Origin of the sequence: Muriicola sp. (assembly GCF_049669965.1) — a bacterium.
GTDB lineage: Bacteria > Bacteroidota > Bacteroidia > Flavobacteriales > Flavobacteriaceae > Muriicola.
Genome location: NZ_JBATLB010000297.1, coordinates 1 through 13,096, shown reverse-complemented (window position 1 = coordinate 13,096; position 13,096 = coordinate 1). Strand labels below are relative to the sequence as shown.

At 41.8% G+C, this 13,096-nt stretch carries 10 protein-coding genes; 5 read left to right on the top strand and 5 right to left on the bottom strand.

All coding sequences use genetic code 11. The features are described 5' to 3' along the window. Window positions 1-492: DUF6340 family protein (locus WBM49_RS14435; protein ID WP_424372748.1), on the bottom strand; the 492-nt coding region annotated here is incomplete at its 3' end. A gap of 216 nt (window positions 493-708) precedes the next feature. On the opposite strand from WBM49_RS14435, the gene WBM49_RS14430 reads away from it, so the two are divergent. Next, the gene (locus tag WBM49_RS14430) at window positions 709-2,883 is read left to right on the top strand and encodes an endonuclease MutS2 (protein WP_424372747.1); all 2,175 of its coding nucleotides are present in this window, start codon (window positions 709-711) and stop codon (window positions 2,881-2,883) included. Continuing rightward, the gene (locus tag WBM49_RS14425; RefSeq protein WP_424372746.1) at window positions 2,883-3,290 is read left to right on the top strand and encodes a thiol-disulfide oxidoreductase DCC family protein; all 408 of its coding nucleotides are present in this window, start codon (window positions 2,883-2,885) and stop codon (window positions 3,288-3,290) included. Before WBM49_RS14430 ends, WBM49_RS14425 begins: the two co-directional genes overlap by 1 nt. A gap of 42 nt (window positions 3,291-3,332) precedes the next feature. On the opposite strand, the gene WBM49_RS14420 is transcribed toward WBM49_RS14425, so the two are convergent. Beyond that, window positions 3,333-4,670: a dicarboxylate/amino acid:cation symporter gene (locus tag WBM49_RS14420; protein WP_424372745.1), complete on the bottom strand. Its 1,338-nt coding sequence runs from the start codon at window positions 4,668-4,670 to the stop codon at window positions 3,333-3,335. Window positions 4,671-4,730: 60 nt separating this feature from the next. Continuing rightward, window positions 4,731-5,795, bottom strand: coding sequence for a chorismate synthase (aroC, locus tag WBM49_RS14415; RefSeq protein ID WP_424372744.1), 1,065 nt, complete (start codon window positions 5,793-5,795; stop codon window positions 4,731-4,733). Window positions 5,796-6,020: 225 nt separating this feature from the next. Here aroC and WBM49_RS14410 point away from each other — a divergent pair, with 225 nt between their 5' ends. Next, window positions 6,021-6,905 (top strand): UDP-2,3-diacylglucosamine diphosphatase, encoded by an 885-nt coding sequence (locus tag WBM49_RS14410; protein ID WP_424372743.1) that lies wholly within the window; start codon window positions 6,021-6,023, stop codon window positions 6,903-6,905. On the opposite strand, the gene WBM49_RS14405 is transcribed toward WBM49_RS14410, so the two are convergent. Then, entirely contained in the window at window positions 6,879-9,794 is a 2,916-nt protein-coding gene (locus WBM49_RS14405; protein WP_424372742.1) for an FAD-binding and (Fe-S)-binding domain-containing protein, read from the bottom strand. The two genes, WBM49_RS14410 and WBM49_RS14405, sit on opposite strands and share 27 nt — an antisense overlap. A 91-nt stretch (window positions 9,795-9,885) precedes the next feature. On the opposite strand from WBM49_RS14405, the gene WBM49_RS14400 reads away from it, so the two are divergent. Further along, window positions 9,886-10,383, top strand: a complete 498-nt coding sequence (locus WBM49_RS14400) for a hypothetical protein (protein ID WP_424372741.1) — start codon at window positions 9,886-9,888, stop codon at window positions 10,381-10,383. 109 nt (window positions 10,384-10,492) lie between these two features. Beyond that, window positions 10,493-11,599, top strand: a complete 1,107-nt coding sequence (locus tag WBM49_RS14395) for a redoxin domain-containing protein (protein WP_424372740.1) — start codon at window positions 10,493-10,495, stop codon at window positions 11,597-11,599. A 64-nt stretch (window positions 11,600-11,663) separates the two neighbouring features. On the opposite strand, the gene WBM49_RS14390 is transcribed toward WBM49_RS14395, so the two are convergent. Beyond that, a partial coding sequence (locus WBM49_RS14390; RefSeq protein WP_424372739.1) for a hypothetical protein occupies window positions 11,664-13,096 on the bottom strand: 1,433 nt, incomplete at its 5' end.

Sequence of the window (13,096 nt, the reverse complement as noted above, 5' to 3'; positions counted from 1 at the left end):
TACCATGCTTTTGATCCTCATCAGGTCTAGTTCCTCCATGGTCGATTTTTTATTAGTGACCCTGGTATCAGTTTCGTAAAAAGAAAGGGAAAAGATGGCGTCTAACTCGTTAGTGTCGCACAACTCTTTTAACGCCTTCCATGGTATATCTTCCTCAATGGCGTATTCTTTTTGCTGGAATTCTTTAGTATTTTCTAGAATGATAATGGTATCAAATCGCTGATCTTTAAGTAATTCCCCAAAAAGTCCGGCTATGGCAGCCTCCTCGCCTTCTTTGGACCATTGTAGATCCGTGGCGGCTATAAAAGAATCTAAAGACTCTATTTGACTATTATCAGGAGTTGCCTGAACCTCATTGATGATACCAATTCGCTTTATATTATTTGACAGTTCTACAGGAGCTGGTTCTAAGCTATAGACCGTTACCATCTGGGAGGTTTTACACCCACTGATCAATAGTAATAAAACAATAAATTGAATAATAGAACGCATGTAGCTTTTTTCAGATTTACTTCATTTGCGAAAATCTTAGTATAATAACTGCTCAACCCCTGTTTTTATTGCCCTGAACCTTCCTTCAAGTGGTGAAATACAACAAAAGGGATGTGAGCGTGCCTACGCACCACATGGAAAATTGAAGATCCTGGTAATTCTGGTTTTTGCAAAGAATGCATGCTTATAACTACCTTTGCAGCTAGGCAGTTAATTATGGACAAATATCTGAAGAAAAGTATTCAAGATCTCGAATTCGCCACGGTGATCAGACAAGTAGCCGTCCGCTGCAATACGGAACTGGGAAAAGAGGAGGCAAAGGCCTTAGAGCCTCAGCTCGAAGAGGCAACCATATTGACCTTGTTGGGGGAAACTTCAGAATACCTTTCCTCTTTCTCTAATGAGAATAGGATACCAAATCACGGATTTGATGCTATTGATAAGGAACTTTTGTTGCTTAAAGTAGAAAACACTACTTTGGAAATTCAGGGATTTCGAAAAATTAAGCTATTGTGCCTAACCGTGCTGGAGCATAAGAAGTTCTTAAAAAAATTCAAGGAATATTACCCCCTGCTCTACCAATTTTCAGAGAGTGTTTCTGTAACGAAAGACATTCCCGACCTTATTGATGATGTGATAGACAAGTTTGATCTTGTAAAAGACACAGCATCTCCCGATCTGCGACATATCAGGCAACAAATGGCTGCTCTTAAAGGAAAAATCAATCAAAGCTTTGGAGCAGCCCTGAACACTTACCAGGCTTCAGAATTCCTGGATGAGATCAGAGAATCTGTCGTTGATAACAGAAGAGTTTTGGCAGTTAAATCCATGTATAGGAAAAAAGTGAAAGGAACTGTCATGGGAAGCTCCAAAACGGGCAGTATTGTGTATATAGAACCTGAGGTGGTGTCTAAGTACAGCAGAGAATTCTCTAATCTTCAATTCGATGAAAAAGAAGAGGTACAAAAGATATTGAATTCACTTACCAATCAGATACGGCCTTATCGCGAGGATCTAAAGGCCTATCAGCATTATTTGGTCCATATAGATGTTACCGCAGCCAAGGCAAAGTACGCCTCGGAAATGAAGGCCATTAAACCTTCTATTAATAACAAGAAAAGGTTGTTTCTGAGAGACGCTTATCATCCGCTTTTGTACCTCGCCAACAAACTGGATAAGCTTCCTACATATCCACAGACGATTGACCTTTACCCCGAGAACAGAATCATAGTTATTTCCGGGCCAAACGCCGGTGGAAAAAGCATCACCTTAAAGACCATAGGTTTACTACAACTCATGTTGCAGAGTGGCTTACTTGTTCCTGTTCATGAACGCAGTTCTGTGTGTTTGTTTAAAACAATCCTGACAGATATCGGGGATAATCAGTCCATAGAAAATCACCTCAGCACCTACAGCTACCGCTTAAAAAACATGAATCAGTTTTTGCGAAAGTGCGATGAAGATACCTTATTCCTGATCGATGAATTTGGAACAGGCAGCGACCCGGAATTGGGCGGTGCCCTGGCTGAAGCCTTCCTGGAAGTGTTCTACGAAAGAGGTGCCTTTGGGGTCATCACCACCCATTACGCAAATTTAAAAGCCCTGGCCAATGAACTGCCTCATGCCACAAACGCTAATATGCTTTTTGACAGCAGCACCCTGCAACCCACCTTTCATTTAGAATTAGGACAACCCGGTAGTTCTTTTACTTTTGAAGTGGCACAAAAAAATGGCATCCCTTTTAGCCTTATCAATAGGGCCAAGAAAAAAGTTGAGAGAGGCAAGATCCGTTTTGATGCTACCATTGCCAAACTTCAAAAGGAAAGAACAAAAATGGCCAAGACGGGCAACCGTCTACAGGAGGAAGAAAGCAAGGCCCGTGAAGAAGCAGCACGCTTGGAAAAGCTGAACTCTAAAATACAGACCAAATTAGAGAACTATCAGGAATTATACGATTTTAACCAACGTATGATTTATCTGGGCGAAAAGGTAAATAAGGTGGCGGAGAAATACTTTCTGGACAAAAAGAAAAGACCGCTTGTATCAGAACTATTGCGGCTCATAGAGACAGAAAACAGCAAGCGTAAAAAGAAGACTGCCAAAGAGGTAAAGGTACAGGAAGAAAAAAAGATTGAAGTGACCAAGGAAGTTCAACAGGAAGTTAAAAATATTCGTACCAACAAAGAAGTTGCCAAGAAGAAAGAACAGGCCAAAGAGAAAAAAAAGCCAAGACCTGTTTTAAAAATTGGCGACAGGGTACGGCTATTCGATGGAAAAGCTGTTGGCAGTATTGATAGTCTGGAAAAGAATAAGGCAGTTGTGAATTACGGTATGTTTACTACCAATATAAGCGTAGATCAATTAGAACTTGTGGAAAGCAAGAAAAAGTAATGGAAGAAACTAAGAAAATTATACTTTTTGATGGGGTTTGTAATCTTTGCAACAAATCAGTACAGTTTGTCATAAAGCGTGATAAAAACGACATCTTTCGTTTTGCGGCGCTTCAAGGCACGGCGGGGCAAAAACTGGTAAAGGAAAAGGGAATTGATACCACGCAGGTAGATTCTATCATCCTTATTGAACCACAAATTGCGTATTATACGAAATCGGATGCGGCACTAAAGATCGCAAAATCACTTAGTGGTGGATGGCCCCTTATGGGAGTATTTTTAGGAATTCCAAAAGGATTTCGCGATTGGGTGTACGACTGGGTGGCGCGGAACAGATATTCATGGTACGGCAGAAGAGACAGCTGTATGATACCAACCGAAGAACTTAAACAAAAGTTTTTAGACTAATCCTGTCAATAAACCCCCTGGCCCATAATCCATTATTTGTTCTTAAGATTTCGTAGTCTTAACCTCATCCAGGTAGTCGTCCCATTCTTCCACATGCGGTTCTCCCAACTTCCCTACGGATTTTGCCACTACCATGGACACGGTAGCATCGCCAGTAACATTTACTATAGTTCTGCACATGTCCAAAGGTCTGTCTACGGCAAAGATCAAAGCCAGGCCTATGGCCAGTTTGTCTGAGGGAAAATTAATGGACTCCAGAACAATTACCAACATTACCATACCTGCACCCGGAACAGCTGCTGATCCTATTGAAGCTAAAAGTGCCGTTAATACTATGATAAGTTGTGCCCCTAAGGTAAGGTCAAATCCCAGGGCCTGTGCAATAAAAACCGCGGCTACCCCTTGGTATAAGCTGGTTCCATCCATATTGATGGTAGCACCTACAGGTAACACAAAACTTGATACTTCCTTGTCTACTCCAATATGTTCTTCTACCCTTTCCATGGTAACCGGTAAGGTAGCTGCACTACTACTGGTTGAAAAAGCGAGTAGTTGAGCCGGACTGATTTGTTTTAAAAACCAGAATGGATTTTTTTTGGTATAGGTAGCCACTACAATACAATAGAAAACAATCATCAGTGCCAGGCCAAGGACCACCACAAGTGCGTATTTAAGCAGGGCCACCAAAAGGTCAGGATCACCAGAGGACACCACAACATTTGCCAATAGAGCAAAGACAGCTACCGGTGCCGTTAACATGATTAGATCCACCATTTTAAGGACCACATCATTCAAAGAATCGAAAAATTTCTTCAGGGGTTTTGATCGTTTTTCCCCTATCAAAAGCATAGAAATACCAAGAAAGATGGTAAAAAAGATCACCTGTAGCATAAGGCTGTTATCGCTTAATGCTCCAAAGGCATTGTCTGGAACCATATCCTCCAGAAATTGAAGAGGTCCGCTATCTTTCTGGCGCGATGCCTCCTCTAATTTTGAAGTTACTCCTGCATCGGAGGCATAGGTTTCCGTTAATTTGGCAATAGTATCTTCAGAAATGCCTTCTCCTGGCTTCAATACATTTACCAGAATAAGCCCAATACTGATTGCAATTACAGTAGTAAAAATATAGATTCCTATGGTTCGCAGCCCTATTTTCTTAAACTTAGAGATGTCCTTCAGGTCAGAGATCCCTTTGACCAAGGAGGCCAGAATAAGTGGTATAGCGATGAGCTTGAGAAGTTTTACGAAGATGGTCCCAAAAGGATTGATCCAGTCCTGCACGGCGGAAGGTCCCCAGGATGGGAAGGTCATAACAAATCCAAAAAGGATTCCGGCCACCATGCCAATTAAGATCTGCCAGTGCAATTCGAGTTTTCTCATACTTCTGCTATTTGAACCGTAATATAAGGTTTTGATCGTAAACCAATCTAAGCGGTTTTTTTAATTTTTGATTACGCGGTTAAGCAACATAAAATCTGCCAGGACCAAGGCCGCCATGGCTTCTACAATGGGCACTGCGCGCGGCACCACACAAGGATCGTGTCTGCCTTTGCCTTTGGTTTGAACAATCTCCCCTTTCTTGTCGATGGTTTCATACGGCTGAATAAGAGTAGCCACCGGTTTAAAGGCAACGTTAAAATAAATATCCATGCCATTACTGATGCCTCCCTGAACGCCTCCACTGTTGTTGGTTTTGGTGGTTCCGTCTGTATTGTAGGCATCATTATGTTGGCTGCCTTTCATCTTCACCCCTTCAAATCCGCTCCCGTATTCAAATCCTTTGACCGCATTGATAGACAACATGGCCTTTCCTAATTGTGCATGAAGCTTGTCAAAAACAGGTTCGCCCAGCCCTACAGGAACATTTTGAATAACCCCTGTAATGATGCCCCCAATAGTGTCCCCTTCTTTCCTTACCTCCCTTATGTGCGCTTCCATAGCAGCTGCCGTGTCAGGATCCGGGCATCTGACGGGATTAGATTCTGTCAAAGACAGATCGAGCTCTTGATAATTTTTACTTAAACTAATACTTCCAACTTGAGACACAAATGCATTGAAAGAAAGGTCCTTCAAGAATTGTTTTGCAATTGCACCGGCCACTACCCGGCAAGCTGTTTCTCTGGCCGAACTACGGCCACCACCTCTGTGATCCCTAAACCCATATTTCTGATCATAAACATAGTCGGCATGCGAAGGTCTGTAAGAATCTTTTATATGAGAGTAATCTGTGGATTTTTGGTTGCTGTTATAAATGGCAAAACCTATGGGAGTTCCGGTGGTCTTACCTTCAAAGATCCCGGAAAAGAATTCCACCTTATCTTCTTCTTTTCGTTGGGTAACTATAGCAGATTGTCCGGGTTTTCTTCGGTTCATCTCGGCCTGAATCGCCTCCAGATTTAGATCGATTCCGGAAGGGCAACCTTCCAGGATGCCTCCAATTGCCATCCCGTGCGACTCTCCAAAGGTAGTTAGTTTAAAAAGGGTGCCGAATGAGTTTCCTGCCATAAAGGGAAAGGTTTAGGTCTTATTGACGAGGGCGCCTGCCATCGCTTATGAAGTCAAATATAGGAGTATTAAAAGTGCTAACCAAGAATGCCCCTGCTTAATGATGGCTTAACCTAAAAGACATATTCTTAATTCAAAATTAACGAAAGTATGAAATAGACTTCACCTTTTCTTTGCACACATTTATACCGGTAGGTTTACTTTTGGATGAGAAAAATTACTGTTTTGAAGAAACGCAAATTAGAGGTTGTGGTATTGTCTGACGTTCACTTGGGAACCTATGGGTGTCATGCAGAAGAACTCCTGATTTACCTGAGTAGCATTCAACCCAAAACTCTTATTTTAAATGGCGATATTATTGATATCTGGCAATTCCGAAAACAGTATTTCCCTAAGGCTCATTTAAAGGTTTTGAAGAAACTTTTGTCTATGGCCTCAGAGGGGGTTGAGATCTACTACATCACTGGGAATCACGATGAAGCACTGAGAAGGTTTAGCGGTCATTCTCTGGGAAGTCTATCTATACAGGATAAAATTGTACTTCCTCTGGATGGTAAAAATACCTGGATATTTCACGGAGATGTTTTTGACCCTTCTATTCGGCATACTAAGTGGCTGGCAAAAATGGGAGGTAAAGGGTATGATCTCCTTATTTTTTTAAACAGGTTGATCAATTGGTGCTTGCAAACAGTAGGCCGACCCAAATATTCACTCTCCAAACGAATAAAGAACGGTGTAAAAGGCGCGGTTTCCTATATTAATGACTTTGAAAAAACCGTTGGGGATGTAGCCATACAACAAGGCTACGATACAGTTATATGCGGCCATATACACCAGCCTAAAAAGCGGCTTCTTGAAAATGACAGAGGCAAATGCCTCTATTTAAATTCAGGAGATTGGGTAGAACATTTAACCGCCCTCGAATATTCCTTTAAACGATGGAAATTATACCATTTTAACCTGGATAAATTAACGGCGTTTTACGCAGATGAGGAGCTTAAGGATCTCGATATGAACCAGCTGATAAACTCTATTATAGAACCTGCAAAGAAAGATCCCAATACGGAGATGCCTCCACTGACATCAAGAGACAAGGAGCGCCTCCTTTAGGATCGTCACCGGATGATGAGCCCTTACACCGGTACCGTCCATAATTTGATGTCTGCAACTGGTTCCGTTGGCCGCGATCAAGATATCTAGCCCGCTCTTTTTCACCGCTGGGAACAATTTCAGTTCGCCAATGTTCATGCTGAGGTCATAGTGTTCTCTCTCGTATCCGAAAGAACCTGCCATTCCACAGCAGCCCGAACTAATGATCGTTACTTTAAAATTCTCGGGAAGGTTTAAAATATCAAAGCTTACTTTTTGATTGGACAGGGATTTTTGATGGCAATGCGCGTGAATTTTAATTGTTTTAGACTCCTTGGTAAATGAATCACTTGTAATACTTCCATTTTTGATTTCAGATGCCAGGAATTCTTCAAGGAGCCAGCTGTTCTTGGAAAGCGATTCTACTTTACTTTTGTCTAACCCAAATCGATGGTATTCATCCCGAAAACTTAGGATGGCAGAAGGCTCCAGTCCTATTATCGGGACACTATTTTGGGTGTACGAATAAAGCGCTTCCACATTTTTCTCTGCACACTTTTTAGCCTGTTTTAAAAAGCCTTTGGAGAGAAAGGTTCTACCACTTTCTCCAAAATACAGCTGCACTTTATACCCCAGGCCAATCAGTAAATCTATGGCGTCCTTACCTACTTCAATGTCCAGGTATTGGGTAAATTCATCAATATAAAGCAACAGGTGTTTCTTCCCCTTACCCTTATCTGTATTCTTAGAGTTTAAATAGGCTTTAAAATCGAAATGACCGACAGTCGGGATTTGTCGCTGAGAAGCCACGCCGGAAGTTTTTTTGATAAGCCCCCCCAGCAACCTATTTCTAAAAACAGCATTGCTTAAAGATGGGAATTTACTGGCCCATTTATTAAAGGTGGTGTTATACGCGAATATCTTGTTACGTAAAGGATAGCCATGGGTCTCCTGATATTGAAACAAAAACTCCGATTTAAGCGTTGCAACATCTACATTACTGGGACATTCACTGCCGCAGGCCTTACAGCTCAGACAAAGATCAAAAACTCTTTTAAGTTCTTCAGAATCGAATTTGTTCGCCTTGTCATTGTGGGTTAAGAACTCGCGCAATGCATTGGCCCTGCCACGGGTAGTAGCCTGTTCGTCCCTGGTGGCATGATAACTTGGACACATAGCGCCTTTGGCATGTTCGGTCTTTCTGCAATCCCCACTTCCATTGCACTTTTCTGCAGCTTTTAAAATTCCTTCGCTGTCGGAAAAGTCGAGCATAGTATCAATTACCGGCTCTGGCCTGTCCACTTCATAACGAAAGGAAGTATCCATGGGATAGGGATCTACTATTTTCCCGGGATTGAAGATGTTATTGGGATCAAAAACAGATTTAATTCTTTTCAGTACCTGGTAATTCTCTTCCCCTATCATCATGGGAATGAACTCGGCACGTACAATCCCGTCTCCATGTTCCCCGCTAAAAGAACCTTTGTATTTTTTGGTAAGTTCCGCTACCCTGGTGGTAATAGTTCGAAAAAGCTGCACATCCTCTTGCTTTTTCAGATTTAAGATAGGGCGTAAATGAAGTTCTCCGGCTCCGGCATGGGCGTAATACACGGCGTCCTGTCCATATTCCTTCATGATACCCGTGAATTCGCCAATAAATTCCTTCAAATCTTCAAGTGCAACCGCCGTATCTTCAATACAAGCCACCGCCTTTCTGTCGCCCACCATATTACCCAGTAATCCCAGGCCTGCCTTTCGCAGTTCGAGCGCACAATTAATGTCGTCTCCATATAAGACCGGACAGGCATAACTTAATCCTGAATCCTGAATTGTCTGGTTCAGGCTTTCCAATTGATTTTGTAAACTCGACTCCGAACTGCCCCGTACTTCCAGCATTAAGAGTGCTGCCGGATCACCCTCCACAAAGAACCTGTTAGCCAATTGTGTTTTATTGTTCTTGGTACAATCCAGGATCACCTTATCCATCATTTCACAGGTATGAAGTGTGTGCCGCATTAAAGGTGCCACATCTGCCAGACAAGCCTCCAGGGAGTTATAATGGGTAACAACCATGGCAGACAAAGGTGGTGGGAGTTCATCGAGCCGCAGGGTGATCTCGGTCATAAACACCAGGGTGCCTTCACTGCCGCTTAGCAACTGACAAATGTTGATCTCTGATTCCTGCCCTGAAAATAGGCTGCTTTCCAACAAACTGTCTACGGCATATCCTGTATTTCTTCTATGAATACTTTTTTTAGGAAATTCTCTCTTAATATTATTTTGTATATCCTTATTGGACAGTAAGTTATATAATTCCTTATATATATTTCCTTCAAGTGATTTTAGTTCCCTTTTACAATGGAAGGTCTCTGCAGTACAGGATGCAAATTCAACTTCTGAACCGTCAGACAAGATGGAAGTTAGCGCATGTACTTTTTCGCGGGTAACCCCATATTGGATAGAAGTAGTACCGCTTGAATTATTACCAACCATTCCTCCTATCATGCACCTGTTGGAAGTGGAAGTGTTGGGACCGAAGAACAAACCATGAGGCTTTAGATATTCGTTGAGTTCATCACGGATCACCCCTGCCTGCACAGTGATCAGTTTTTGTTCCTTGTCAAAGTTGATAATCTTTGTAAAATACCTCGAAACATCAACCACAATACCATCTCCTACGCATTGGCCCGCCAGGGAGGTCCCTGCAGTCCTTGGGATAATACCAATCTTATTAGTGTTGGCAAAAAGAATAAGTTTTTTAATGTCTTCCTTGTTTTTTGGATATGCCACTGCCACCGGTATTTTTCTATACACAGAGGCATCCGTAGCATACAAACTTCTCGTAAGTATGTCTGTATGCAAGGTACCTTTTAGAGTGCCGGCCAATTCGGAAAATGAAAAAGAGTTCAAAATGGAATGAATTTTGTGCACGAAATTAAGGTATTATTAACATCAGAACACACTCAAATATGTATTTTTAATCTAAATAATTCACGAACAAATGAAAATTTTAAAAATTAGTGCATTCATTTTCTTTATGGCTACATGTGGACTTAGTGCCCAGTCTATTTCTGAACATGCCCTAGGTCTTCGACTAGGTGACAGTGACGGATTTGGAGCTGAAATATCCTACCAAAAGTCTATTGCCCGTTACAACCGATTAGAATTGAATCTTGGTTGGAGAGACAGCCGTAATTACGACGCCTTTAAATTAGCGGCAGTCTATCAGTGGATCCATACGCTCGATGGAAACTTCAACTGGTATTACGGTGTAGGTGGTGGACTCGGAAGCGTTGACTTTTCTGCAGGGAATAATGGCCCTGCCCCTGATGGCGGATTATTTATTTTTGGTGCAGGAAATATCGGGATTGAATATAATTTTGATATCCCACTATTGCTTTCACTCGACTTCCGACCTGAAATTGGACTTGTTGGCTATGATGAGTTTTCCGATAATTTTGATTTCGACATAGCCCTGGGTATACGATATCAGTTTTAATGTTGTTTTCAAAGTAAATAATATGATAAAAGTCCTTGACCAAAGCTTGTGTTAAGGACTTTTTTTATTGTACACCTAATCAGTACCTTTGCGGACAAAATAGTTTAAAATGAAAAAAATACTTGCACCCTTTCTGTTTGTCTTGCTGATGGCAGCATGCCAGTCTCATGATGGCTATACCATCGAAGGAACCCTGGAAGGTGAAAACACAGATGGGACAGAATTAACCCTTCGAAAATACGCTGAAGGCAACCAGTTGATCACGGTAGATTCTGCAACGATCACCAATGGAACCTTTACTTTTAAAGGGGCTCCTACCAATAGCCCCGAACTATACTACATCTTTTTTGGAAAAGGGCAAGACAACATCCCTATGATTGTTGAGAATGGCACTATTGAGATTGAAGCTCAGCGAGATAGCCTTGCGTTCGCAAAAATTGGGGGCACCGTACAAAATGAGCTATTCTATGACTTTTTAAAAGGCTCTCGTGTTTTGAGCAGAAAAGCTTCGTCCATGAACCAGGATATGCGTGCGGCACAGGCTAAAAGAGATACGGTAAGTATGAACGCATTGCGTGAGGAGTATTTTGAATTGATGGAAGAGGCTAAGGATTATGAATTGAATTATGTAAAGAATAATCCAAACGCTATTGTCTCTGCCATAATCTTATACAGAGTACTGGCAACCAAAGCGAAAGAGAATTCTGAAGTTCAAGAGTTATACGATGCACTAACTCCGGAAATTCAAGAAAGTAATACAGGTATAAAGATCAAAGAGGCCCTGGAAAAAGATGCAAATACATCTATTGGTGCAAAGGCGCCTAATTTTTCGGCCCCTAGCCCTAATGGAGATCAGTTGGCATTGAATGAGGTGATGGGCAAGGTTACCATTGTTGATTTCTGGGCAGCCTGGTGCAGACCATGCAGGCAAGAGAACCCCAATGTAGTGAAAGTCTACAACAAATATAAGGACCAGGGGTTGAGTATCCTGGGGGTTTCTCTTGACAGGAATGCGGATGACTGGAAAAAGGCCATTCAAGATGACGGGCTAGCCTGGCATCACGTATCCAATGTTCAGTATTTTGATGAGATCGCCAAGTTATACAATGTAGATGCCATCCCGGCAACCTTTATATTGGACGAGAATGGAATCATCGTGGCGAAGGATCTGAGAGGAGCTTCCTTGGATGCCAAAATTGGAGAGCTGCTTCAATAAAATAGTGGAATACAAAAAAACCCCGATGGTTTCCATCGGGGTTTTTTAATTCTTTTAGTTCAAATTAAAACTTATTCTGAACATCCAGGAAGGTTCCAAGTACAGATACATCATCTCCCATTTTAACCTCGCCAAAAATATTTACGACAGAGTTCTCTCCAATAAATTCAATGGTTGAACCATCTTTAAGGTCCAAATCTCCATAAATAGTTAGGTTTCCTTCCACTCTTAGTGTTCCACCCGTTTCAATTTTTATTTCTTTTTGCTTTTTGTTGCTTCCAACACTTATGGAACCATTCATTGCCATTAGAGCATCTTTCTTGATATCTACATCATTACGCACGGTCCAGGATCCACACATTAATAATGAGCCATCTGTTTTAATAGAATTAAAGCTTTTGGAACCGCTAAAAGCAATATCCTCTCCTTCATTGATAACTAACTTACTGGTTCCGGAATATTCAATCAAAGATGAGCATTGGGCTGCTAAACTCAGTGACAATCTGTTCAGCTTAATAATCTGAAGTCCCTGTTGGCCAGAGGCTGCAAAAGCGTAATCACCCTGCGTTTGCACATAGTTTATAGAGCCATCCAGATTCATCACCCCATAAGGTTCTGTCGTATTTCCTTCATCGTCAGAAACGGATAGGCCCGCACCACCATTGGCCATTAGGACCATATCTTCATTGATGGCCACCGCGTTATTTACAATGTCGCCTGCAGCTGGTAAATTCGGATCAATAATGATAGGAATATATTGCAATAGGGTCCCGGAATCGTAAGAATATACTCCGGCACCTTTGGTGCCTTCGGCCACAATGATCTTATCTCCAACAAAATCTATAGAACGCTTTGTGAATAAGCCAAAATCCGTTTCTATGGCTATTTCCTTTTTTAATTTCAACTTATCATCGAGAACTCGTATGCCCATACTGGCATCAAGGAGCGCTACTTTATTGTCGTCAAAAGCCAGGGATCTAAGGTCTGCAAAGGCCTCTTCTTTTTTGATATCGAGGTCCTTGGTATCATAAATGGTAATGGTTCCGTCTTTTCCACTGGTTACATAGGCTTCATTGCCATCCAGGACAATATCGGTGGCATTGTCACCAGGCTGAAACCCATAAATAATTCCAGAGCTTACATTCATCACACCATCAGATACCTGAATTTTGGTAATAAAGGAATTGGAGGTGGCTGTAAAACTCGTTGAAGCGTCTACTCCCCCCACCGCATATAAAAATCCCTCAGCATATTGCAAGGAATTAATGTCGGCATTCGTATAGACCACCCGGGAAGTTACTGTTGGATTGGTAGGATCCGAAACATTGATTATATCGATAGCTCCTGAATAATCCTCGCCGGCGGTATTATAAGCCACATATGCATAATTGTTTTCAACAAATACATGCGCTGCCGTTAAAGAAGTGATTGACCCATAGGTGGGTGGATTTACCTGGGCGATCCTGGTTAAGGGATAATTGCCTGCAGGTTCGTCTA